Origin of the sequence: Lunatimonas lonarensis, assembly GCF_000390185.1 — a bacterium.
GTDB lineage: Bacteria > Bacteroidota > Bacteroidia > Cytophagales > Cyclobacteriaceae > Lunatimonas > Lunatimonas lonarensis.
In genome coordinates this window covers 28,913-53,724 of sequence record NZ_AQHR01000096.1, presented here as the reverse complement: position 1 = coordinate 53,724, position 24,812 = coordinate 28,913, and the positions used below count along the sequence as shown (strand labels likewise).

Sequence of the window (24,812 nt, the reverse complement as noted above, 5' to 3'; positions counted from 1 at the left end):
TAAGGTTATAACGTCTTTGTAGGCTGCTTCATTATCACTCAAAAAAAACTCCCTAAAGTTTTTGAAACTTTAGGGAGTAAATGGTTTATCACTAACCAATCGCTTTTACTCACTGTCCGGCGTCTCTTCAATAATCGGAGCTTCATCGGATGGGCTGGGCAACAGCGAGTTGTCGTCAAAGCTGGGAGTGAGAATTTGCTTTCTGGCATTCTCAATATTTGGCGAAACAACAGAGGAAGAGGTCCCCCCACCATGGAAGGCCGAAGAAGCCAACGACAAAACAAGTATGCAAATGGCCAGTATCCAAGTCGTCTTTTCGAGGATGTTTCCGGTTTTGGTGACGCCCATTATTTGGGATGCACCTCCACCGAAAGCGGCACCGACCCCTCCCTTAGAGTTTTGTCCCAGGATAACCAAAACCAATAGAACTGCTAATACGATAATAATACCGATAAGAATCGTGAACATGCTGACAGTTATTTTTTTTCCAGTTTTTTAATACAATCCGCAAAGTAAGCTTTTTTATCTGGATATTTCAACTGCAACTTTCCATAAATTTCGATGGCCTCTTGGAGTTTTTTCTGCTTTACCAAGATTTTGGCAAAACCCTCGGAGATCATAGAATCGTTGATTTGGGTACTTTTTACCGAAAGATCCTCCACATCCACCGGTGGTTCCATTGGGTTGTCCAAGGGGCTTAACCTGATCGATTTATTCGCAAATTGACTTATTATCTCTATTTGCTCCCGCCCTTTGTCGTTGGATATTTCTTTCTTTTCCCGTTTTTTGATAGATTCAATCAGTTCATCTGTAGACTGGGTTTGGTTGGCAGGCTGTGAACTTTTTGGTTCCGAAGGGTTTTCCAATCCGTTTTTTTGGAGCTTTGAGAGGTTTTCTTCCAGTTGCTTTAAGATGTCCATTCTGTTTGCCACTGGTCCTGCCGAAGGCGACTCATCAGGTTGGGTTGGCTCGATGGATTCCTCTTTCAACGTCGATGGGTCAGCAACCAAATCCTCCGGTACCTCCGTTTGCTCCATCGGTGTGGGTAACGGTTCATCCGATGGAATGCGTTCCGGGGTAAATGTAGGTACAGGGATGAATGTCCATTCCTCGTAAATCAGCTTCTTTAGTCGGCTTCGGTTTGGCACCCGGATAGCCGCCTGCGAAATATAGAAGGGGGCATTTTCGTTTTCTGTCCGTGCAGCCGCTTTTGCTGCCACTATTTGCGGAATTGAAAAATATGGAAATTCATCTGCCAGTTGCCGTGCTTTGGCCAAATCTCCGTCGTCAAGGGTATTTCCTCTATTTATTATCCTCAAAAGTTCCTGTGGCGTCACGGTATTAAGATTGTTTTCCCTAAAGATAAAAATTTATACGGTAAAATCACCAGTTTGCAACCGTGGAAGTAAACACATCTTGAATGATATTCTCGAAAATAACCTCCACTAAATCGGTTTCCACTTGAAGCAAGGAGGTATTGCGGGGATCATAGTCTTGAAAAAACGAAAAGGTTCGCTTCATGTTTTCCGATTCATCTGCCAGATTGACAAATTCCACCTCTACGCCTATGGTGATTCTCATCTGACCGGCACGGTCCGGTTGGGTGGGACTTTGACTGGATACGGTGGCCTGCGGTGTGATTGTGTATCGGCTTATTGCCCCCGAAAACTGCAGATCCCCATTGTTTCGAATTAACTCCAATTGGGTGTTTCGTTGAAAATAGTCCTTGAGGTTTTCTGTAAATAGCTGCCCCATATTTGCCGGTCCCCCGCCGGAATCATTGAAGAAGTTTTCGACAGAAAATGTCTTGGTAATGTTATAGTCAAGTGTGGTTCCCGTAAAGCTATACTCTACCCTGCACGATATCAACAGGAAACCTAAGCAGATGGAAACCAACGATGCCAAACAGGGCTTATTCCTCAATGTCATATTGTTTGATTTTTCGGTAGAGGGTTCTCTCAGAGATCCCCAAATCCTGTGCTGCATATTTTCGTTTGTTCCCGTGTTTTCTAAGGGCGCGGATGATCAGCTCTTTTTCCTTTTTTTCGATCGAAAGCGAGTGGTCGTCTTCCTCATGGGCTATATCCTCGATGATCTCCTCTTTATATTCCCTTTTGGCTAGGTTGATGTCCTGCGTTTCTTTTTCCGGAAGATTTTCCAGTACGAGCGGAAGGTTCGGGGACAGCGATTCCTCGGAGGGGAAGTTATCTACTTGCATGTCCATATCCTCGAACAATCCCTGGTGTTTTTTAATGATGGCTTGATTGAGCCCCCCCGATTGGAATGATTCCAACACCATCTTTTTGAGTTCTGTCATGTCCTTTTTCATGTCAAAAAGAACCTTGTACAAAAGCTCTCGTTCCGAAAAATCCTGTTTATCAGACCCAAAGCTTTGGCTTGGCAGCGAAGCGGGCAAATTGTATGTGGTACTGGGAAGGTACTTGGCAAGAGTTTCTGCATCCACTTCACGGGTGGATTCCAGCAGGGAGATCTGTTCCGCCAAATTTTTGAGTTGGCGAATATTTCCCGGAAATGGGAACTTCAAAAGCAAGGCTTTTGCTTCATCGGTCAGCGATATGGGCTTTACCTGGTATCTGTCAGAGAAATCGGAAGAAAATTTACGAAACAGAAGAATGATGTCGTCACCACGCTGTCGTAGCGGAGGCACATAAATGGGTACCGTGTTCAGTCGGTAATACAGGTCTTCGCGGAATTTCCCCTTTTCCACCGCTTTCAATAGGTTTACATTGGTAGCGGCGATGACCCGGACATCTGTTTTTTGTACTTTCGAGGAGCCTACCTTGATAAACTCGCCGTTCTCCAATACCCTCAGGAGTCTAGCCTGCGTTCCCAACGGCATCTCCCCAATCTCGTCCAAAAAGATCGATCCCCCGTCGGTTACTTCAAAATATCCCTTTCTGGCCTCGTACGCACCGGTAAAGGATCCTTTTTCGTGGCCAAACAATTCGGAATCAATCGTTCCCTCGGGTATCGCACCGCAGTTGATGGCTATGAATTTACCGTGTTTTCGGGTGCTGAGCGAATGGATGATTTTGGAAAAAGATTCCTTTCCGCTCCCGCTTTCACCGGTGATCAATACGGTCATGTCGGTAGGAGAAGCCTGCATGGCTACCTGAATGGCATGGTTTAGCAGGGGACTGTTCCCAATGATGCCAAAGCGCTGCTTTACACCCAGAATCTCCGCGTCACTAATCATCATCATAATAAACGGGCAATTATCCGACTACCTCACCGAAGAGCGTTGCCGATGAGCAATCTGTTATCTTTACTGTGACGTATTGCCCGATTCCTAGGTTTCCTTTCGGTACAATCACTACTTTGTTTGCCGTATTACGTCCCTTAAGGAAATCTGGGGACCGTTTGGAGGTGCCTTCTATCAGGATTTCCTGAGATTTGCCTATATCCATTTTGTTTCTCTTCAGCGAAAGCTGGTTTTGCTTCTCGATGATTTCCTGAAGACGGCGTTTTTTGGTTTCCAGCGGAATGTCGTCGGCGTATTTTTTGGCGGCCAAGGTGCCCGGTCGCTCCGAATAATAGAACATGTAGGAAAAGTCGTATTCCACCATGTCCATCATGCTTAGCGTATCCAGGTGTTCCGATTCAGTTTCGGAGCAAAATCCCGCGATCATATCGGAAGAAATGCCGCATTCCTCTCCCAATATTTCCCTTATTTTCGCTACACGCTCCAAATACCATTCCCTGTCGTAGGTTCGGTTCATGAGCTCCAGAATTCGGGAGTTGCCACTTTGAACAGGCAGGTGAATGTATTTGCAGATATTGTCGTACCTCTTCATCGTGTAAAGCACCTCATCGGTGATATCCTTGGGATGCGAGGTGGAAAACCGAACCCTCAGGAGAGGACTTACCTGGGCAACCATTTCCAGTAAGTTAGCGAAATTTACAATTTCCGTTTGAGGAGCATCCAGTTTGTTCAGTCGGGCTTTGTTGTTCTCTTCGGGAGACCATTTGTAGCTGTCCACGTTTTGCCCCAAAAGGGTTACCTCTTTATAACCTTGAGCTACCAAAGCTTCGGCTTCGCGTACGATGGAGAAGGGATCCCTGCTTCGTTCTCTTCCTCGGGTAAAGGGCACCACGCAAAACGAACACATGTTGTCACAGCCACGCATGATGGAGATGAACGCAGAAACGCCGTTTGAATTCAGGCGCACGGGTGAAATATCCGCGTAGGTTTCCTCTCGAGATAGAAAGGTGTTTACACCTTTTTGCCCATCTTCGGCGGCCATCACCAGGTGGGGCAGATCCCTGTAGGCATCTGGGCCCACTACGACGTCCACGAGCTGCTCCTCTTCGAGCAATTTCTCCTTAAGGCGTTCGGCCATACACCCCAACACACCAATGGTAAGATCCGGGCGGTTGATTTTGACCTGATTGAATTGCTGCAGGCGCTTACGTACGGTCTGTTCGGCCTTGTCTCTTATGGAGCAGGTATTTAAAAATATCACATCGGCCTTTTCAAACGAAGACGTGGTATCGAAGCCATGCTCTTTCATTATGGATGCGACGATTTCACTGTCCGAAAAATTCATCTGGCAGCCGTAACTTTCAATGTAGAGCTTTTTGGACCTTCCGGTGTTTTCTTCTTTGGTCACCTTGTATTCGCATGCCTGCGCGTCTTCAGCGGGTAATATATCTATGTCTTTGATCAACTCTTCCATGGGAGAACATTCGCGAGCAAGCAAAATTAGCAAAAATCGGACAAATTGACAGGGATCGCATCAGATATTAATCGTTGGCCGTCGCAGTCGGGGACAGGGCTAATCTGCATTTGACCGGGAAAAATGCTACATCGGCCGATCGGAATAGAACTAAAGGGATTTCTCCCGGCAAATAGAAAGGGCTATGGGTCTGTACGCTGCAAGCTTGCCGACGTCCGCCACCGAGACGGGGAGAGGTAAAGATTCTGGTCATGGCGGCAAGCGAACTTAACCAGAATTTTATATAAAGTAAGGATCGCCCGTTTCGGTTTCACTAGTGGTAGGTTTAAGGCTTATGTACAAATTGGCCCTACTAGGATTTCACGTGCAGCAATTGCCTCCGTACACCATAAATCCGGGCGATTTGGCTTATATTGTTCCTAAAAAACGATGGGCAAAGAGGATAAAGCATCAAGTAAGAAACAGAAACGGTGGGAAGGTAAGGAGAAAGTACTGAATATCTCCATTTATGTGTTGACACCCCTTGCGGGCATTTTAGCCTTACTTTCGGTTGGCTCGTTTTATATTTATTCCAGATGCCATATTTGGGTACATAGCATTTTTCCAAATAATACCCATGACTACGCAGTTGGCATCTCGGTAACCCTTGCTTCCCTTACAGGTGTAATCCTCATCTTCGTCGCCTTCCTAGGCCAGCGCCTCCAGCTCATCTATCAGCAACAAGAGCTACGGGATAATAGGGATGAGATGAAGAAATCCACCACCCAATTAAAAAAACAGGCAAGGGCGCTGAATAAGCAAATCAAACAAATGAAAGAGGACTCTATAGTTCAGACCTTTTTCAGGATATTGGAACAGCATTTTCTTATTAGGAATTCTGTTGTTTTTAGATTGGAGGAACAAACAGAAACCGGAGATAAAGCCTTTCACCTCTATTTTGATCATTTAATAAATTGGATGTCTGGAAGGATAGACGCATGGAAATATCCTAGAGATATTGTTCAAGCAGACATTTTTCTAAAAAACCATGGATATAATTGGGTTCCCATGAGGCTTGAGTTGGAAGGAGTATGGAATCTGTTTTTTGCGATGAAGGAACCTGAATACCCTCTTCTTAAAAATGAGGTGGCGTTTTTAATCCGTACAGCTCTCCGTGAAACGTCTTTTGGTTCCTACCAACGATCCTATTACTACCTCTTCAGGTACATGATGGATAACGGTCTAGAGAAATATCTTGACGCGGTTGAGGCTGGTATGGGTCAGTGGGAACGGGTGTTCCTTTTCTATCATATCGTTACCCGATTTGACGTAGACGAGCGTACAGACCTAAAAGACTGGCTTATAGATCACCGCTTCCTTTCGAGCATAGAAAGAAAGCATCTTATTTTCCCCAGCCACATGGAATGGATCTATCCCATCGGCTCAGAACCACAATTTAAGGAAATAACCCAAAACGACTAAACCCCACCACCTCGCTCAATCCCGCCCGAAGGAGCTATTTCCACCGCTGGCGATATTTCGCCCTCGGGGCTTATTTCCATTAAACCCACCAATCCTATAATTGACAAAAACGCCCATACTACCTCCGGAAATGGCCGAAATCGTCTTGTATTTAGTTTCAAGAGGCCAATAGAAATTCAGGTCGGTTTCTTTTTTTTCTAAAAGTACAGAGAGGTAGCGTAGCGCCTCGCGCTTCTGCCGGGCCGGATGCGTTTATAAAAAGGTATATCTGGCTGGCGTATTTTATGCATATTGAACCAAGCTATTCAAAAAATCAACCCGAGCCATATAACCCAAATAACGCAAAAAGGGCGCTTTTGACGCCCTCTCACCGTTATACTCTTTAAATGTTGACCGACTAGGGCTCGAACCTAGACTCTTCTGAACCAAAATCAGACGTGTTGCCAGTTACACCATCGGTCAATTTACCCCGCTTTCGGCTTTGGTGTCACAAATGTAGGACGTCTTTTTTTTTAATGCAAATTCATTTTGCGTCAAATTTTGTAAAATTTCGATGCAGAGAGGCTTCATGGGCCACTTTATATTGCAGGTTTCACACAAATGGATAATTATCAGTGGTTTATTTGGTGATTGCTTCGGATTTGTGTTTTTTCTAAAAATTTCTACCCTCAATTTTATTTGCCGGAAGCAACCCACAAAATGACCATATAACACCTGAATAGGGCTTTAACATAAAACAAATAGGTAAGCGGGGAGGCGTTGTCCAACTTGCTGAAAATTTATCGTATTCATTGCAAATTTACCCATTGATGTCAAAGTATTTCTTTTTTTTCTTTCTTATATGCTTTTCCAACCAGGTTCTAGGGCAGGAGTTTTTTACAGGCAAGGTGTTGGATAAACAGACTAAGGATGAGCTTTTTGGAGCCTACGTGTTTTTGAAGACGGACGACGGTGAAACCCTAAGTTCCACCTACACCGATTTTGATGGCTCCTTTCGAATCAAAAAGCCAAGTGAATCCGAGTTTTTCGTAGAGGTTTCCTTCATTGGATATAAGACATTTCGCGAAAAGATGAAAGCTCCGACTGGAACGCTGCTCGGAACCTTCGAAATTGAAAGTGATGGACAGGAACTGGAGGCATTTGAAATTTCTGCGGATGCGCTCGGCGGTGAGGTACGTGGCGATACGGTCGCATTTAATGCTGCGGCATTTAAAACCCGTCCCGAAGCCGATGCCGATGAGCTGGTGCGAAAAATGCCCGGCGTGGTCATTCAGAACGGGGTGATTCAGGTCCAAGGAGAAGAAGTGAAGGAAATACTGGTGGATGGCCGCCCTTTCTTTGGGGATAATCCTGCGGCCGCACTAAAGAACCTGCCCGCAGAGGTCATCGAACGGGTAGAGTTTTTAGACAGACGGGGCGATGAGGCACAGCTTACAGGGGTTGATGACGGAGAAACTATCAAAACGATCAATATCATAACCAAGCCGGACAAAAGGGCCGGGAGGTTTGGCAAATTCTACGGAGGCTACGGCACAGATGGAAATTACCTCGCGGGCGGAGCGTTGAATCTTTTCAACGGCCCGCAACGATTGTCTATTTTGGGGTTGAGCAATAATATCAACCAGCAGAATTTTGGCTCTGATGAATTGGGGAATCTAGAAACCGACGATAGTAGGCGAGGGGGCGGAAGTGACCTTACGGTAGGAAATCTGCCGGGCATTACGAATACAAACGCGCTGGGGGTGAATTTTTCCGATGAATACCTAGATGAAAAGATGAAGGTGACGGGTAGCTATTTTTTCAATAACAGGGATAACGTACTAAACCGCCTTTCTTCTAGGGAGTATATACTTCCGAATGACAGCCTGCAATTGTACAACGAAAGCCGTTATAGCCAAACGGTCACGCAGAGCCACCGTATGAACGTCCGCATCGACTACAAAATAAATGAGCGCCACGCGATCATCCTAAGGCCGCGTTTTGGATACGATAAGAGTAACTCCACCAATATTCGGGACGCTGTCAATTTGTTCGACCGAGATAATCCCATAAGCCGGAACGACAATATCACCGATCATACCCGCGAATCGATGAATTTTGGTAACTCTTTCATTTATCGGTATCGGTTTGCAAAAAAAGGTAGGGCCCTCTCTACCAGCTTGTACACCAGTACCTACGATAGCAAGAGCAATTCGGATCTGGTCGCGGTAAACGAAAACTACCTGTCAAATAGACTGGATAGCCTCATCCAGTTTAGAAGGAACACGTATAACAGTTTGTATTACAGTGCAAGTGTGAATTTTTTCGAACCCTTGGGCGAGAAGTCAAATCTGAGGTTCAATTACAGAATTACCAACAATCTCTCGGACACGGATCAACAGGTGACTGCCAGGGAGCAGGAAAGTGGGATCATCCGATTGGACAGCGCGCTAACCAACATTTTTGAAAATGGCTACATGACGCAATGGGCCGGTGTTGGATACAGCTTCCGGTCGGAGAAGGTTTCGGTTTTCTCCAATTTGGATTTCCAATCCGCGAAGATCGACAGTGATCGGCTATTCCCTGGTTTTGAAAATACCCAGCGGGACTTCACCAACGTGCTTCCCCGATTGGTGGTCAATTATCAAGTGGGAGAGCTCAGTAGCCTCCGGGTAGACTACAACACCCAAACTACCGCCCCAACCATCCGACAGTTGCAGGATGTAATCAGTAATTCCAACCCGCTTCAGGTATCCAATGGAAATCCTGATCTGGACCAAGAGTATAGTCACCGAATGTTTGTTCGCTTCCGTAGGATCAATCCGGAGACCAACCGGTCATTCATGGTTTTCGTCTACGGTAATTTCAGGAATAGCTTCATCGGAAACGAAACCTTTGTGGCCAACAGGGATACCTTGCTTCAAGGCGAGGTGCTGTTGCCCCAGGGAGGACAGTATAGTCGTCCGGTAAACTTGGACAATTATTGGTTTACAAGGGGACACATGAGCTATGGTTTTCCGCTGAAGTTTATGAAGAGTAATCTAAGCGTAAATTCAGGCTTACGGATGAACAACCGGCCGGGTATCATCAATGGATCGAAGAATTTCAACAGAAATACCGGATTGTCTCAGGGTATCAATCTGAGCAGTAATATCAACGAGCGGGTTGATTTCAATCTCTCATCTACCGGAACCTATACGATGGTCAGCAGTAGTTTACAGCCGGACTTGAACAACAACTTCTACACCCACAGTACGAGGGCAGACCTTTTCTGGAATTTTGTGGGAGGCCTGTTTATTGGGGGCAGTACAAATCACCTGGTATACTCCGGGTTAGGAGAGGACTTTGACCAATCCATTTTGTTGGTAAATACCGAAATAGGCTTTAGGATTCCGCCAAGCAGAAAGACAGAAATAAAGTTAACGATTTTTGACCTGCTAAATCAAAATACCAGCATAGATCGAAATGTGACGGACGTATTTGTGGAGGATGTTAGAACCCAAGTGCTGCAACAGTATTTTATGCTAACACTCACCTACAATCTACGCCGTTTTGGTGGTTACAATATGAGCTTGTAGCAAAAGTACGAAGAGGCCAATCATTCATTATTCAGGCGTTTCGTAGCCTTCCGGCAGGCTCTGAAAATTTTAGAAGTCCAGTCATTGACTAGACTTCTTTTGGGCTATTTTCCAGCCAATTTTTCGCATTTATAAATGCCTGTATCCAGGGAGTCAGTGGCTGTCCTTTCAGGGAGGAACCAACATAAGGCCAGTTCCAAGTGAATAGTGAGCGCTCGATGTGGGGCATGATGGCCAAATGACGACCGTCTTTGGAGACAATGCCCGCAGTCGCATAGTCAGACCCGTTGGGGTTTCCAGGATAGGCTGAATAGCTGTATTGGAGTGCAAATGCGTATTCTTCTTTAGGCATGGGGAGGTGAAACTTGCCTTCACCATGAGCTACCCAAACGCCAAGCCGTTGGCCGGAAAGCGATCCAAACATCACGGACTGATTTTCTGGAACGGTCACATTTACGAAGGTCGACTCAAATTTGTGACTGTCGTTGTGAAGCATTTTGGCAGGGGTAGCATGGTTTGGGTACAGTAGACCCAATTCAACCATCAGTTGGCAGCCATTGCAAACACCCAGACTCAGCGTGTCCTTTCTGGCATAGAAGGCATCCAACGCCTGCTTGGCTTTTTCATTGTACAAAAATGCCCCAGCCCATCCTTTGGCAGATCCAAGTACATCGGAGTTGGAGAATCCGCCCACGAAGACGATCATATGTATATCCTCCAACGTTTCTCTTCCATAAATGAGGTCGGTCATGTGTACGTCTTTGACGTCGAATCCTGCCAACCATAGTGCATAGGCCATTTCACGGTCACCATTCACTCCCTTTTCCCGAATGATAGCAGCCCGGATTCCACTGGGCTCTTTGCGTTTTGGGTTTAATCCCAAGTGTTCGTAACTGCCATTCCAGTTAGCTGATAGCTGGTAGTTCAGCGGCTGCTGGGCAAAGTTTTTATATCTGGCAAGGGCAAGCTCGGCACCACTCTGCTTTCTGTCCAACAAGTAGGATGATTTAAACCAGTATTCCCGTAGTGAGTGGATGTCAAATTCTTGGTCAGCTGGATGGAGGGTCAGTTTTCCGTTTCTCGTTACCTTACCGAGTTTTCTGGCCACGAGTCCGGCCTTTGTCAATCGATCTGCGAGGTTCAGGCCCGAATCAACCTGGATCAATACGCCCGGGTTTTCGGAAAAGAGGACGGTGCAGATATCTTCAGACCATGCGGAAATATCGATGTCCAAGCCTAGGTATTCGCTTGGGAAGCACATTTCCAACAGGGAGGTGATCATGCCGCCCGCGGAAATGTCGTGCCCTGCGAGGATATCCCCGGATAGCACCAGCTTTTGAATGGTTCCAAATGCTTTCGCGAAGTAAGCCGCATCGAGGATATCCGGTACCTCATTGCCAATTTGGTTCAATAGTTGTGCAAAACTGCTTCCTCCAAGTTGGGGCGAATCACCGGAAAAGTCGATCCAGATTACCTCAGTACCCGCTACATCTTTGAGGTCGGGGGTGACGATCTTTGTTATGTCAGCACACTCACCTACAGTGGAAATGATGACCGTACCGGGCGAGTAGACGGTCTTGCCGTCCGGATACTTCTGCGTCATCGAAAGCGAATCTTTTCCGGTAGGAATATTTATGCCCAGTGAGATGGCAAATTCACTGACCGCTTCCACGGCACGGTAAAGGCGGTCGTTTTCGCCCGGGTTTTTGGCCGGCCACATCCAGTTTGCGCTTAGTGATATACCGGTCAAGCCATCTTCGATAGGAGCCCACACCAGGTTGGTCAATGCTTCGGCTATTGCCAACCTGGAACCTTTTTCCGGACTGGCAAGTGCTGCTACGGGTGCATGGCCAATCGAAGTAGCAATACCACGGTCGCTGTCAAAATCCAGTGCCATCACGGCCACGTTGTTCAGGGGCAGCTGTATGGCACCGGTGGTTTGTTGTTTGGCAACCCTTCCTGTTACCGAACGGTCTACCTTGTTGGTTAACCAATCCTTGCAAGCGACGGCTTCCAGCTGGATCACCTCGCGGAGGTATTCCTGCCAATCTTCGGGGGAGTAGGAAAGGGCCGGAAAGGATGTGGTATCTCCATTGTCTTCTAGGACAGTCTTTGGAGAGGACCCAAACATATGGGTCAGCTGCCAATCTACCGGCTTTTCTCCCGTCTTCTGGTTTTCGAATGAAAAGTGCATGTCACCGGTGGTTTCTCCCACCTGATAGAAGGGAGCCCTTTCCCGTTCAGCGATGCGCTTTAGTGTGTCAGCGTCTTCCTTACGAATGACCAAACCCATCCGTTCTTGGGATTCATTTCCAATGATTTCTTTTGCGGAAAGGGTAGGATCGCCAACGGGGAGTTTATCGATATATATCCTTCCGCCGGTTTCTTCCACTAATTCGGACAGGCAGTTCAGGTGTCCTCCGGCACCGTGGTCGTGAATTGAAATAATCGGATTTTCATCGCTTTCGGCCATGGCACGGATGACATTGGCCACTCGCTTTTGCATTTCGGGGTTGGATCGTTGCACGGCATTGAGCTCGATGGCATTGCTGAATTGCCCGGTATTCACGGAAGAAACGGCGCTTCCCCCCATGCCTATGCGGTAATTGTCGCCTCCCATCACGACGATCTGATCTCCCTTGGAGGGTTTCTGTTTTTGGCTGTAGGGCGCGCGGGTGAATCCGACACCGCCCGCGAGCATGATTACCTTGTCAAATCCATAATGTCTCTCACCTTCTTGATGTTCGAATGTGAGCACACTGCCACAGATCAGTGGCTGCCCAAATTTGTTTCCGAAATCACTTGCGCCATTGGACGCTTTTATCAGTATTTCTTCCGGGCTTTGGTAGAGCCACTTTCTGGAGGGCTGATCTTTTTCCCAAGGGCGCTCAGCTTCAGTCCTCGCATAGGAGGTCATGTATACCGCTGTGCCGGCCAAGGGGATAGAAGCGATCCCTCCTGCCATCCTGTCGCGGATTTCGCCTCCGGTTCCGGTGGCCGCACCGTTAAAAGGTTCCACAGTCGTTGGGAAATTGTGTGTTTCTGCCTTCAGGGACAGTACCGTTTCTACAGGTGTAATATCAAAGAAATCCGGTTTGTCCTGGGACTTGGGGGCAAACTGGGTTGCCACCGGGCCTTTTACAAAGGCAACGTTGTCCTTGTAGGCCGAGACAATCCGGTTGGGGTTTGCTTTGGATGTTTTTTTTATCAACTGAAAGAGGGTCTCCTCTTTCTCAACTCCGTCGATTCGAAAGGTACCGTTGAAAATCTTGTGGCGGCAATGCTCCGAATTGACCTGACTGAAGCCGAAAACCTCGCTGTCTGTCAAGGGCCTGCCCAGTTCCTTACTCACATGCTCCAAGTAGCTGACTTCCTCATCACTGAGTGCCAGCCCCTCCTGCTGATTGTAGGCAGCGATGTCGCTTACCTGCACCACTGGGTCAGCTTTAATGGCAACCGTGAAAAGTTCCTGGTCCAATCGGGGATAGCTCGCTTGGAGCATGGGGTCATAGGAATACCCATCGGCCACTTTCTCAAATTGTTCAATTCGACCTATGCCCACAAACCCCATGTTTGCCGCGATCTCGACGGCATTTGTCGACCAAGGGGTGATCATTTCCCTTCTGGGACCAACGAAAGTACCGGTGATTTCTTTTTCCGTTCGCCTTTTTGCTCCTCCAAAAAGCCAGCTCAACCGTTCTGTTTCTTCTTGGTTTAGTGGTTTCTGGGTACTGAGTGCGTAAAAGATGTTTTCAGATGATTGGAAAAAGATAATCATATCAGCGTGGATTGAATGGCGACTTTTGAGCCACAAATGTAGCAAAAGCGGTATAAAATAGGTAGGTGATTTGCCAAGTATTTCCATTAGTCGTTGGTAGGCTTCGCTAAATGACCGGATTCGAGGCAGATTTTAATTTTTATGCCCGATATCGGACATACGGATTCGCCGGGATCTGTAATCATTAGGTGTATCAAAACGGCACGGGGAAAAAAAATCGCTAATTTTTTCAGGTTGGGAAATAAGTTCAATGATTTGATAGGTTGCTCGGGGTTGTTTTTTTATTTGGTAAATATGTTTTTTATTGGTTTAATATTTTGTTCATGACTGAAATGATCGTGTATGTTGCTTCAAAATTCCGGTTAAAAACTACGGAAACTATGAACCTTCTGCTGGTTTCCGAGGTTTTTTGGTCTGATATTTAGCAGAAGGAAGTTTGGAGACAAGGGACAAGATCATTGCGGTAGCCATTAGGGAATTTTCAGCCAGCGGCATAAAGTCGGTAACGATGGACCGTATTGCGCGGGAAGCGGGTATTTCAAAGAAGACCATTTACCAGGAGTTTACAGATAAAAAGGAGCTGGTATATGAGACTTTTTTCCGGGAGTTGGAAAAAAATGCCTGTAAGCTCAAGGACATGGAGGTGGACGCAGATGGGGTTATCGAACACCTTATTGAGTTTTCCAAGTTTTTGCGTGAGCGGTTTACGGATATGCATCCGATGGTATTGAATGAGATCAAGCGATACTACCCGGACAGTTGGGCTCTTTTTGAGCAGTTTAAGGAAGAGTATGCGCTCAAAAACTTGGAGGAATTGATGGAGCGGGGAAAGGAGCTTGGGTATTTCAGACCGGAAATCGACTCCAAGCTATTGGCCCTGATGCGTTTGGAGCAAATTTCGCTCCTTCTGGATCCATCAAGATTTAATCCGGCCAGGGTAAATCTCGCAGATATTCAGCTACAAATGTTTGAACATTTCCTTTATGGGATTTTTACGGAGAAGGGTAGGATAGCCTACCAGGAACAAATGAACCATCAGCTTTAAAGAATATGATAGACAAACGACCGGTAATTTTGATTCTATGCACGCTGCTTTGGCATCTGCCGGGCAGGCTTTTTGCGCAGGAGGCGATTCGCCTTACATTGGAGGAGAGCATTCGCTATGCATTGGAAAACAATGTAGAGGCAAAGAATGCCCAATTGGAAGTGCTTATTTCGAAGGGGACCATCGGCGAGCAACGCGCCCAAGGCCTGCCCCAGATAAGCAGTACGTTGGAATTTACCAAAAACCTCCAGCCACCCTTATTGATCCTTCCTGCGGAGGCGGGTGACTTTATAGGCGGTGGTGGAAACGGAGATCCAGGAGGACCTCCCGCAAATGATCAGCCTTCGGACATCTCAGTGCTCCCGTTTGCGGTTAATTACCAGTCGAGCCTAACTTCTACCGTGGAGCAGATGATTTTCAACGGGTCTTATTTCGTGGGGTTGAAGGCGGCCAGAACCCTAAAGCAGTTAACGGATTTTGATAAGGAAAAGGCTGAGATTGACGTGATCGAAAATGTCAAAAAGGCCTATTATACCGTCTTGGTAAATGAAGAGCGAAAAGGGCTGATAGAGAGTAACCTCAGGCGCTTGAAGCAGCTATTGGATGAGACCACTGCCATGTACGAAGCGGGTTTTGCCGAGAAGTTGGATATTTCCCGAATCAAGGTACAGTACAATAACGTTTCTACTGAATTTGACCGATTGATTTCAGCCATTGAAGTGAGCAAACAGCTGTTGAAATTGCAGCTAGGGGTTCCCTTTGAGTATGAGGTGTTTTTAGAGGAGTCGTTGGATAATATGGCGTTGGAAGACGGTGCGGTCTACTCGCTTTTGGAGGGGGAAATATCCAATCGGGTCGAAATAAATCAGCTGGAAAAAAACATTGAACTGGCTACGTTGGATCTGAAAAACAACCAGGTTCAGTACATTCCCAATGTGACCGCTTTCGGAACCTTTCAGCGGGTCACCGGTGCACAGGATTTCAGGAATGTTTATCAAGCCGATCGCTGGTTTTCTTCCTCCTTTGCTGGGGTAAGGATGAGCATTCCCATATTTGATGGATTTAGAAAGAGTTATGCGATCCAGCAGAACCGGGTGCAGATTCGGCAGTTGGAAAACCTGAAGTTTAACACCGAGCAGAGTATCAAGGTAGAAGCATTGCAGTCCAAGCAAAACCTGATGAATGCCATTCGGGCCTTGGAGGTTCAGCGCGAAAACCGCGAGCTTGCCAGCGAGGTGTTTAACATGACGAAGATCAAATATCAGGAGGGAGTGGGTTCTAATTTTGAGCTGGTGGAAGCAGATGCTGCTTTGAAGGAGGCCGAAACCAATTACTATTCGGCGTTGTACGATGCGTTGGTCGCTCAGGTTGAGGTTGAAAAATCACTGGGTATTTTAAAATAACTGCAGATCAAAAAATCAAATAATCAACTGCCCATTCGAGAAGTTCCCCAAAGGAGAATGACATGAATGGGTTCCATACCAACTTGGTAAGGGAATAGGTTCTGACCATTGAAAAAACACTTATAAAACAGATGAAGAAATATCATGTACTTTTCATTGTGACACTTCTGTCGGTGTCATTTGCCTGCGAAAAAAAGGCCGAGAACATCGATCTTAAAAAGGCTGAATTAGAGCAGTACCAAAAGGAGGCAGCCGAACTAAAGGTAAAAATAGACGCGTTGACCGCGGAGATAGCGGCGATGGATCCGGCGTTTGGTAAAGCACAGCGTAAAGAGGTGCTGGTAACTACGCTGAGCCCCAGAAAGGGTTATTTTGCCCACTTTGTGGAGGTGACCGGCTCCGTCCTTTCCAAAAAGAACGTAAACATCAGTGCTGAAGTGGCCGGTAGACTGCAGGAGGTTTCTGCGGTAGAAGGCATGCAGGTAAAGCGAGGCCAGGTACTGGCTAGGATTGATGCCGAGGCAGTGGATCGGAACATCGATGAGCTAAAGAGCCAATTGGAGCTCGCAGAGGTCTTGTATCAGCGGCAAAAGAGGCTATGGGAACAGGAGATCGGTACGGAAATCCAGTTTTTGGAGGTGAAGAACCGAAAGGAAAACCTTGAAAAGTCGCTGGCATCCCTGCAGACACAAAAGGATCGTACAGAAGTACGGGCGCCTTTTGATGGAACTGTCGAGACAGTGATGGTGCGTTTAGGGGAGCTGGTACAGCCGGGGTCTCCCATGATCAATTTCGTGGGCGATAGCGATTTGTTTATAGAAGGCGATGTGTCTGAGCGCTATGTGGGTGTGTTGCAAAAAGGCGATTCGGTGGAGGTTGTTTTCCCGTCGATTGACCGAAGGTTGGAGACCAAAGTCAGCGCGGTAGGATCCGTCATCAATCCCAACAACCGCACGTTTAAGGTAGAAGTGTTTCTGCCAAAATTGCCCTTGGTGAAGCCAAACATGATTTCTGTATTGCGCATAAATGATTACCATAAAGACGACGCTGTCGTCATACCGAGTTATCTGATCCTGCAGGACAACAAGGGCGATTACGTGTTTGTGGTAGAGCAGGGCAGTGCGGTAAAACGGTATATCAGGAGAGGTATGACCCAAGGCGATCAGACCGAAATACTGGAGGGATTGGCAGGAAGCGAGCAGCTCGTGGACAAAGGCTTTCGCGAAGTGGGCAACAACACACCGGTAAAAATTGCGACCTCATAATTTCAAATCATGGAGGATAATTCTAAAAAGGAAATAATTAGGGAGTTTGGGCTGTCCACGTTAGCGGTCAGCAACCGAACCTCTGTGGTAATACTTACCCTGATCATAGCGTTTTTGGGGGTGTTTGCGTATACCACCATGCCGAAGGAGAGTTTTCCGGAGGTGGTCATTCCTACCGTATACGTAGGTACAGCCTATCCGGGCAATTCACCCGTGGATATGGAGAACCTGATAACCAGGCCGATTGAGAAGGAATTGAAGTCTATCAATAACATCAAAGACATCCGCTCCACCTCTGTCCAAGACTTTTCGTCCATTGTTGTGGAGTTCAACCCAAATGTCGAAATTTCCAAGGCCTTGCAGGATGTGAAGGACGCGGTAGACAAGTCGAAGAGCGAATTACCTACCGATCTGGATAGGGATCCGGATGTGATAGAAATCAATACATCCGATTTTCCCATCATGAACATCAATATCTCGGGGGACTATTCAGAGGTAGAGCTGAAGAAATTTGGCGAGTTTTTGGAAGATGAAATCGAAAAGTTACCGCAGGTTTCCAAGGCTGAGCTCCGCGGAACGGTAGAGCGTGAAATCCGGATCGACGCCGATATTTACAAAATGGAGGCCATGGGTGTGACCTTCTCGGATATTTCCGATGCGGTAAGGGCGGAAAATATAACCATATCCGGAGGTAATCTCCTTGCCGGGGATTTCAGACGTTCCCTCCGAATCACGGGAGAGTTTGAGAAGGCTTCCGACTTAGAGGATGTGATCGTAAAGACCGAAGAGAGTAAGATCGTGTACCTTCGGGATGTTGCCATCGTCAGGGATACCTTTAAAGAAAGGGAAAGCTATGCGCGCAGCAAGCAGCTTCCCGTGGTAACCGTCAACGTGGTGAAGAGAAGTGGGGAGAATCTACTGGACGCTTCCGATGAAATCAAACGGATTATCGAAAAGGCCCAGGCGCAGCGGTTCCCGGACGATCTTGAAATTTCCATCACCAACGACCAATCAAAGACTACCCGCGCACAGGTTAAGGACTTGGAAAACAGTATTATTTTAGGGGTTATTTTTGTGGTGTTGGTACTGATGTTCTTTTTGGGATTCCGAAACGCACTCTTTGTGGGGATCGCGATACCGCTGTCCATGTTTATCTCCTTTCTCGTTTTGAACTCCCTAGGCATCACCCTGAATCTGATGGTGTTGTTTTCCTTGATACTGGCATTGGGGATGTTGGTGGACAACGGAATCGTGGTAGTGGAAAACATCTACCGTTTGATGCAGGAAGGCAAGTCTTCCATTCAGGCTGCCAAAGAGGGAGTTGGGGAGGTGGCATGGCCTATTATTACTTCCACGGCCACCACGTTGGCGGCGTTTCTTCCCCTGGCGTTTTGGGATGATATTGTCGGGGAGTTTATGAAATACCTGCCCATTACCTTGATTATCGTTCTATCTTCCTCTTTGTTTGTTGCGTTGGTGATCAATCCGGTGCTCACGGCCATGTACATGAAGGTACAGGATTTGACCAAAGACAGACCCAAGCGTAAGCAGGTTATTTTTGCGGCCGTACTCGGCGCGATAGGTGTTTTGTTTTACTTCCCAGGCTACATTGTTTTTGCCAATATCCTGGTGTTGATCGCGTTGTTGACCTTGGTAAATGTGTTCCTGATGCGCAGGGCGATCGTATGGTTTCAAAATGTGTTTTTGGCATTTTTGGAAAGTATTTATGAGAGGACATTGGTATTTGCGCTAAAGGGTAGAAACCCAATTTGGTTTTTCTTAGGTACGCTGTTCTTGTTGGTCTTTTCCATTGCCTTACTAGGTATAAGAGCTCCGAAGGTGCTGTTTTTTCCCGATAACCAACCCGCTTTGGTAAATGTGTATCTCGAGAAGCCAATAGGTACCGATATTGAGGCGACCAACTTGTTTATCAAGCAATATGAACAGGGTCTGGCCGATGTGTTGGCACCCTATGGGTCAATCATCGAATCCGTCATTACCCAAATCGGCGAGGGAACCGGCGACGCCATGGAGGGCCCTAGTGGTGCTGCAACACCCCACAAAGCAAAAATTACCTTGGCTTTTGTGGAGTATCAGTTTCGGGATGGTATCAACACCAACCGAATCATGGACGAGATCCGGGACTATTCAGAGCAGTTTCCCGGTGTTCAGATAACGGTTGGAAAGCAGGCGGCAGGTCCTCCCGTGGGTAAACCCATCAACATCGAAATCAGCGGCGAGGTGTTTGAAAAATTGGTAGACTTTGTCGCAGAGGCCAGACGTATTATCATTGAAGCCAATATCGATGGCATTGAGGAGCTGAAGTCAGACTTGGAATCGGGGAATCCGGAACTTATCGTGCAGATAAATCGGGAGAATGCCAGGCGATTCGGTTTGTCTACCAATACCATAGCCACTGAGTTAAGAACAGCGCTTTTCGGATTGGAGGTTTCCAAGTTTAAGGAAGGAGAGGATGATTACCCCATTCAGTTGCGATTGGCGGATGAGCACCGCTACGATGTGGCGACTTTGATCAACAAGAAGATAAACTTCAGGGATAAGTTTGGAAACCTGAAGGAGATACCGATTTCTGCGGTAGCTGATTTGGAATACAGCTCGACCTTTGGATCCATAAAACGAAAAGACCTGAACAGAGTAATCACTTTGTCCTCGAACGTAACCGACGGATACAATGCCACCGAAATCAACCAGCGAATTCAGGCTCTTTTCAGCAATGTGGAAATTCCCGATGGTATCACCGTTAAGTTTACCGGTGAACAGGAGGAACAGGCCAAGTCTGCGGCGTTCTTGACGAGGGCATTAATGATCGCCGTCTCGATCATTTTCTTGATCATTGTGGCGCAGTTCAATTCAGTGGCAAGTCCGTTTATCATCATGGGTTCTGTGATCTTCAGTACCATTGGGGTGTTTTTGGGATTGGTCGCCTTTAACATGGACTTTGTGATTATTATGACTGGCATAGGTATCATCTCTCTGGCGGGTGTCGTTGTGAACAATGCCATTGTACTGATCGACTACACGAATTTGGTTCGGGAGAGGAAGCGAGAGGAATTGGGTGTTAAAGAAGGTGAATTTTTGCCCTATAATGAATTGCTCGGCAGTATCATTCAGGGAGGAAAAACCAGACTAAGGCCAGTGTTGTTGACTGCCATTACCACGGTTTTGGGCCTGATTCCCTTGGCCTTAGGTATGAATATTAACTTCAGCACCCTGATGTCCTCATTTGATCCCCAGTTTTATACCGGAGGCGACAACGCAGATTTTTGGGGTCCGATGGCTTGGACAGTAATATTTGGTCTAACCTTTGCTACCTTTTTAACGTTAGTGATAGTACCTGTGATGTACTTGCTTACAGACAAGGTAAGTGCGGTTTTCAGGCGTTTAAATTAAGATTTATTAAAGGTTGGTGGTTTTTTAAGTGTTCAAACCCCAAGGATTTTGTCCTTGGGGTTTTTTAATTTCGGTAGGGAGATCTTTTCGATGCCAATATGCGGTGTATCCCCGTTAATCAGCGACCTTTGCCAAGTAAAGGGATGTCGAAATAGGAAATGAAGATACTGATAGTTGAAGATGACCTACGGGTTTCCGATTTGATAAAGCGTGGTTTGGAAGAGAGAGGCTATGCCTGTGAGGTTGCGTACGACGGGATGGTTGCCCAAAAACTGCTTGTCCAGGCTAGCTTTGATCTGGTGATAATGGACATTATCTTGCCAAAAATTAACGGAATCGATCTTTGCAAAGAGGTCAGGCAACTATACCCGGCTCTTCCAGTGATTCTCTTGACGGCATTGGGGACCACTGACGACAAAGTTGAGGGTTTCGATGCCGGGGCGGATGATTACTTGGTTAAACCCTTTGAAATGAGGGAGCTCGCCGTACGGGTCAGAGCCCTGTTAAAGCGACAGGGTCAAGGTCTTCCACTTCCTGATGTGCTACGCTATGCGGATTTGGAGATGAACCTGCAGACCAAAGTCTTGGTGCGCCATTCCAAAGAGATCAATCTAACACCTAAGGAGTTTAAACTGCTTGCGTATTTCATGAAGCATCCCGAGCGGGTCATATCCAGGTCAGAAATAGCCGAAGAGGTATGGGATACGCACTTTGATACCGGCACTAATTTTATTGATGTGTACATCAATTACCTTAGGAAAAAAATTGATAAGGATTTTGACTCAAAGCTAATCCATACAAAGTCAGGCATGGGTTTTATACTGATGCAGGGCTATGGTCAATCCGAATAAAACCGCCTTGACGCTACCAATGACCATACGATCGAAACTGACCCTGCTGTTTACTTTTCTTTCTGGCACGGTCTTATTGGTTTTTGCCGCGGTGCTGTACCTGCATTCGAAAAACAGTCGGGAAAAGGAGTTTTTTGATCTGTTGGAGAAGGAGGCAATCACGAAGGCCAATTTGTTTTTTACCGCGCAGGTGGACGCAGAGACCCTCCAGAACATTTATAAGAATAATCGGGAGATTCTTGATGAGGTAGAAGTAGCTATCTATGATAATAGCCAAAAGCTCCTGTATCACGACGCCGTGGAGATTGATGTGGTAAAGGAAACTTCCGAAATGCTCGAAAGGATTTTGGCGGAGGGAAGGGTCCAATTTTACCAAGGCAACTGGCAAGTGATTGGTTTGTCGTTTGAAATGGAGGGATCCTTCTATGCGATCACTGCTGCAGCTTTTGATAGTTATGGCTTCAATAAGCTCGACAGGCAGCTGAACAGTAGTGTTTTGGTGTTTATGCTTTCGGTGTTGTTCATCTACTTTCTGGGGCGTTTTTTTTCGGAGAGAGCACTAAGGCCGGTAAATGAAATAATCGGAAATGTAAAGCGTATTTCCGCATCCAATCTGGGCCTACGGCTGAGGGAGGCCAGTGAAAATGACGAACTTGGCCAATTGGCCCAAACATTCAACAATATGTTGGATCGGTTGGAGCGTTCTTTTGATTCCCAAAAGCACTTTGTTTCCAGTATTTCGCATGAAGTCCGCACCCCTTTGGCAGCCATTATTGCCGAACTGGATCTTGCGTTGGAAAGAGAGCGTACCCTGGAGGAATATCTAAAAACCTTATCGTTGGTTCGGTCGGATGCGACCAAGCTTGCGAAGCTATCCTCTGCTCTCTTTGACTTGGCCAAAGCCAGCTACGATCCTTCGGAAATATTTTTTGGGAAGATCCGCCTAGATGAGGTGCTGCTGGATGCCAGTATCGAGCTCCGGCGCGCAAACGACGCCTATCAAATACACCTACGGACCGATGGCGAGTCGGACGACGAAGAGGATGTTTCGGTAGTGGGAAACGAATACTTGCTCAAGGTAGCATTTATCAACTTGATGGAAAATGCCTGTAAGTTTTCCGCCGACAAATCGGTATCGATTCGCATTTCCTTTAGCGAGGATGCCGTTTCCATTTTTTTTGTTGACCGTGGTGTTGGCATTCCGGAGGAGGATTTGCCGAAAATCTTCGAACCTTTTTTCCGTGGGGAAAACCAGTCTGTTTCGGAGGGAAGCGGCGTGGGGCTATCCCTAACCCAGAAGATTGTCCAGTTGCATAAGGGCAAAATTGAGGTAACCTCAACGAGGGCCTTGGGCACGGAAGTAATTCTGCGCTTTCCGCGCTTTGCCTGAGTCATCACCTTGTACCTGCCTAGGTAGCAAGTACTCCCGTAACTGACAAGAATCAACACCAAATCAGGTAAAAAAGCCAAAAGGGTGGATGCCCTTTTGGCTTTGACAGCAACTTATTTATCGAATCGGTTATTGTCCCGATTGATATCCGCCATGCGTAGCGACGGATCTATCTCGATAGATCGAATAGTGGAAAGAGGGCGATCGATCTGAATGGTTTTCTCCAAATGTGTCCAAGGCCAGCGTTCTGTATGGATGCGGGCGGGCATACCGGCTTCTTGGGGTTTTTCACCGCGTTGTATTACCAGAGGGAGATACACCATTTCCTGGCTGCCATCGGTATAGGTAATCACCAGGTCAACGGGCATGGGCATCAGGCCTATACGCTTCAATTGAACCGATGTTTTGTTACCGTCAGCTACTACGGATTCTATGGCATAATCGATTGTCTTGGTGGAATAGACCCAGTATTCTTTGAACCAGTCGAGTTCAAGGCCACTTTGTTTTTCCATCACACGGATCACATCATTGACGTTTGGATGTTTAAACTGCCAGGTGTCCCAGTACCTCAACATACCTTTTGCTAGGTGGTCTTCCCCCATGATGTAGCCCAGCTGTGAGAGAAACAGTGCTCCTTTTGAGTAAGCGGCGGCACCATAGGCGGTGTTGGTGTGGTAGTGGTCAGCATGAGTGGACATTGGTTCTTCCAAGCCAGAGGTAGCTAACCGCTCGTAGCTGGCATAGGAGCCCCGGTGGGGAAAGTCTGAAGGTTCCTCGGCAAAGATTTCTGCCATCACCAGTGCACTGGCATAGCTGGTAAAGCCTTCGTCCATCCAAGGATAGAGGCTCTCGTTATTTCCCAATACACCATGGAACCAACTGTGAACCAGTTCATGTACCATCACTCCCACGAGACTTCCCAGTGGACGCTGACCGGTGATCAGCGTGGACATGGGGTATTCCATGCCTCCATCACCACCTTGTACCACCGAAAATTGTTTGTAGGGATACTGGCCAAAATGCTTGTTCATAAACTCGATGGCAGCCGGGGTATAGGTTTTGAGCTTTTCCCAGTTGCTGGCGGTTTGGGAGTTTTTGATGTAGAAGTGGTGCACCGTAATGCCATTATCCATTTCTATCCGATCGTGGGTGTATTTGGGATCTGCTGCCCACATAAAGTCGTGGACCCTCGGCGCGAAAAAGTGCCAGGTTAGTTTGTCTCCGGTGGGCGCTGCAACCACCACACCGGCGTCTTCGTACCCATGTCCTATTTCATTGGCATTCTGAAGGTAACCGGTTCCACCAAGCGTGTAGGTTTTGTCGATGGTGATTTTGACATCGAAATCCCCCCAGATACCATAAAACTCCCTGCCAATGTAGGGATTGGCATGCCACCCCTGGTAGTCGTAGTTGGCGATTTTCGGATACCATTGGCTCATGGAATAGCGGACGCCTTCCTGACTGTCTCTTCCCGATCGTCTTACCTGTAGCGGTACCTGTGCTTCGAAACTGGTTTCAAACAATACTGTGGTATGTGGCAAAATCGGATGGGGTAGTGTCGCTTCGAGTATCGTTTCGACCTCCTCGAATTCGACCGGCTGTCCGTTCATGGTTAGCGATTGGATCCGCATGTACCCGATTTCGTTGGGCTTCAGCTTGGAAATTCTGTCTCCGACTCTGCGGTCGGGGTCGGCAATCGTCCGTGACCGCATGTCCATCATGCTGTTTGGCTGAAAGGCATTGTAATACAGGTGAAAAAAGATCTGGTCTAGGGTGTCGGGGGAGTTGTTCGAATAAGCGATGGTCTGCGTTCCCGTGTATTGATTGGTCACGACGTTCATTTCCACATCCATTTTATAGCTTATTGATTGCTGCCACCGTTCAGCTTGGGCAAAGATCTGTAAGGGGGGTAGAAGGAACATGAGGCTCGCCGCGGCCCAAAGCACTAGATGTG

At 47.0% G+C, this 24,812-nt stretch carries 15 protein-coding genes and 1 tRNA gene; 8 read left to right on the top strand and 8 right to left on the bottom strand.

The window, feature by feature from the left end; all coding sequences use genetic code 11:
- Positions 1-105: 105 nt before the first annotated feature.
- Genes secG through miaB form a run of 5 tightly spaced genes read right to left on the bottom strand, consistent with a single transcriptional unit; the run spans position 106 to position 4,697 of the window.
- Positions 106-468 carry a preprotein translocase subunit SecG gene (gene secG, locus ADIS_RS16695; RefSeq protein ID WP_010855826.1) on the bottom strand — a complete coding sequence of 121 codons (363 nt, stop codon included), beginning with the start codon at positions 466-468 and terminating at the stop codon, positions 106-108.
- An 8-nt stretch (positions 469-476) separates the two neighbouring features.
- Positions 477-1,337 (bottom strand): hypothetical protein, encoded by an 861-nt coding sequence (locus tag ADIS_RS16690; RefSeq protein WP_010855825.1) that lies wholly within the window; start codon positions 1,335-1,337, stop codon positions 477-479.
- 46 nt (positions 1,338-1,383) lie between these two features.
- Positions 1,384-1,929 (bottom strand): LPS assembly lipoprotein LptE, encoded by a 546-nt coding sequence (gene lptE, locus ADIS_RS16685; RefSeq protein WP_035806587.1) that lies wholly within the window; start codon positions 1,927-1,929, stop codon positions 1,384-1,386.
- Positions 1,913-3,217, bottom strand: a complete 1,305-nt coding sequence (locus ADIS_RS16680) for a sigma-54 interaction domain-containing protein (protein ID WP_035806630.1) — start codon at positions 3,215-3,217, stop codon at positions 1,913-1,915. The genes lptE and ADIS_RS16680 overlap by 17 nt, the downstream gene beginning before the upstream one ends.
- Before the next feature lie 19 nt (positions 3,218-3,236).
- Positions 3,237-4,697 (bottom strand): tRNA (N6-isopentenyl adenosine(37)-C2)-methylthiotransferase MiaB, encoded by a 1,461-nt coding sequence (miaB, locus tag ADIS_RS16675; protein WP_010855822.1) that lies wholly within the window; start codon positions 4,695-4,697, stop codon positions 3,237-3,239.
- Positions 4,698-5,126: 429 nt separating this feature from the next.
- Here miaB and ADIS_RS16670 point away from each other — a divergent pair, with 429 nt between their 5' ends.
- Positions 5,127-6,158 carry a hypothetical protein gene (locus ADIS_RS16670; protein ID WP_010855821.1) on the top strand — a complete coding sequence of 344 codons (1,032 nt, stop codon included), beginning with the start codon at positions 5,127-5,129 and terminating at the stop codon, positions 6,156-6,158.
- A gap of 389 nt (positions 6,159-6,547) precedes the next feature.
- Here the strand turns inward: ADIS_RS16670 and ADIS_RS16665 are convergent.
- Positions 6,548-6,620: transfer RNA gene (locus ADIS_RS16665), tRNA-Gln, on the bottom strand.
- A gap of 347 nt (positions 6,621-6,967) precedes the next feature.
- Between ADIS_RS16665 and ADIS_RS16660 the strand changes: the two genes are divergently transcribed.
- Positions 6,968-9,715 (top strand): outer membrane beta-barrel protein, encoded by a 2,748-nt coding sequence (locus tag ADIS_RS16660; protein ID WP_010855819.1) that lies wholly within the window; start codon positions 6,968-6,970, stop codon positions 9,713-9,715.
- 88 nt (positions 9,716-9,803) lie between these two features.
- Here the strand turns inward: ADIS_RS16660 and purL are convergent, their stop codons facing one another.
- Positions 9,804-13,493, bottom strand: coding sequence for a phosphoribosylformylglycinamidine synthase (purL, locus tag ADIS_RS16655; RefSeq protein ID WP_035806585.1), 3,690 nt, complete (start codon positions 13,491-13,493; stop codon positions 9,804-9,806).
- A gap of 436 nt (positions 13,494-13,929) precedes the next feature.
- Between purL and ADIS_RS16645 the strand changes: the two genes are divergently transcribed.
- From ADIS_RS16645 to ADIS_RS16620, 6 genes are all read left to right on the top strand, one after another.
- The gene (locus ADIS_RS16645) at positions 13,930-14,538 is read left to right on the top strand and encodes a TetR/AcrR family transcriptional regulator (RefSeq protein WP_010855816.1); all 609 of its coding nucleotides are present in this window, start codon (positions 13,930-13,932) and stop codon (positions 14,536-14,538) included.
- A gap of 5 nt (positions 14,539-14,543) precedes the next feature.
- The gene (locus ADIS_RS16640; protein ID WP_035806582.1) at positions 14,544-15,941 is read left to right on the top strand and encodes a TolC family protein; all 1,398 of its coding nucleotides are present in this window, start codon (positions 14,544-14,546) and stop codon (positions 15,939-15,941) included.
- A 131-nt stretch (positions 15,942-16,072) separates the two neighbouring features.
- Positions 16,073-17,206 (top strand): efflux RND transporter periplasmic adaptor subunit, encoded by a 1,134-nt coding sequence (locus ADIS_RS16635; RefSeq protein WP_010855814.1) that lies wholly within the window; start codon positions 16,073-16,075, stop codon positions 17,204-17,206.
- A 9-nt stretch (positions 17,207-17,215) separates the two neighbouring features.
- Positions 17,216-20,617, top strand: coding sequence for an efflux RND transporter permease subunit (locus tag ADIS_RS16630; protein WP_010855813.1), 3,402 nt, complete (start codon positions 17,216-17,218; stop codon positions 20,615-20,617).
- Between the two features lie 158 nt (positions 20,618-20,775).
- Positions 20,776-21,468 (top strand): response regulator transcription factor, encoded by a 693-nt coding sequence (locus ADIS_RS16625; RefSeq protein ID WP_010855812.1) that lies wholly within the window; start codon positions 20,776-20,778, stop codon positions 21,466-21,468.
- A 19-nt stretch (positions 21,469-21,487) separates the two neighbouring features.
- Positions 21,488-22,858 (top strand): HAMP domain-containing sensor histidine kinase, encoded by a 1,371-nt coding sequence (locus ADIS_RS16620; RefSeq protein WP_010855810.1) that lies wholly within the window; start codon positions 21,488-21,490, stop codon positions 22,856-22,858.
- Positions 22,859-22,971: 113 nt separating this feature from the next.
- Here the strand turns inward: ADIS_RS16620 and ADIS_RS16615 are convergent, their stop codons facing one another.
- Positions 22,972-24,711 carry a M1 family metallopeptidase gene (locus ADIS_RS16615; RefSeq protein ID WP_010855809.1) on the bottom strand — a complete coding sequence of 580 codons (1,740 nt, stop codon included), beginning with the start codon at positions 24,709-24,711 and terminating at the stop codon, positions 22,972-22,974.
- Positions 24,712-24,812 lie beyond the last annotated feature (101 nt).

Excerpts from the sequence above, each read along its gene's own strand:
- ADIS_RS16660 (WP_010855819.1), top strand. The coding sequence starts at position 6,968 with ATGTCAAAGTATTTCTTTTTTTTCTTTCTTATATGCTTTTCCAACCAG.
- ADIS_RS16625 (WP_010855812.1), top strand. The coding sequence starts at position 20,776 with ATGAAGATACTGATAGTTGAAGATGACCTACGGGTTTCCGATTTGATA.
- ADIS_RS16630 (WP_010855813.1), top strand. The coding sequence starts at position 17,216 with ATGGAGGATAATTCTAAAAAGGAAATAATTAGGGAGTTTGGGCTGTCC.
- ADIS_RS16670 (WP_010855821.1), top strand. The coding sequence starts at position 5,127 with ATGGGCAAAGAGGATAAAGCATCAAGTAAGAAACAGAAACGGTGGGAA.
- ADIS_RS16640 (WP_035806582.1), top strand. The coding sequence starts at position 14,544 with ATGATAGACAAACGACCGGTAATTTTGATTCTATGCACGCTGCTTTGG.
- ADIS_RS16635 (WP_010855814.1), top strand. The coding sequence starts at position 16,073 with ATGAAGAAATATCATGTACTTTTCATTGTGACACTTCTGTCGGTGTCA.
- secG (WP_010855826.1), bottom strand. The coding sequence starts at position 468 with ATGTTCACGATTCTTATCGGTATTATTATCGTATTAGCAGTTCTATTG.
- ADIS_RS16620 (WP_010855810.1), top strand. The coding sequence starts at position 21,488 with ATGACCATACGATCGAAACTGACCCTGCTGTTTACTTTTCTTTCTGGC.
- miaB (WP_010855822.1), bottom strand. The coding sequence starts at position 4,697 with ATGGAAGAGTTGATCAAAGACATAGATATATTACCCGCTGAAGACGCG.
- ADIS_RS16680 (WP_035806630.1), bottom strand. The coding sequence starts at position 3,217 with ATGATTAGTGACGCGGAGATTCTGGGTGTAAAGCAGCGCTTTGGCATC.
- lptE (WP_035806587.1), bottom strand. The coding sequence starts at position 1,929 with ATGACATTGAGGAATAAGCCCTGTTTGGCATCGTTGGTTTCCATCTGC.
- purL (WP_035806585.1), bottom strand. The coding sequence starts at position 13,493 with ATGATTATCTTTTTCCAATCATCTGAAAACATCTTTTACGCACTCAGT.
- ADIS_RS16615 (WP_010855809.1), bottom strand. The coding sequence starts at position 24,711 with ATGGATGTGGAAATGAACGTCGTGACCAATCAATACACGGGAACGCAG.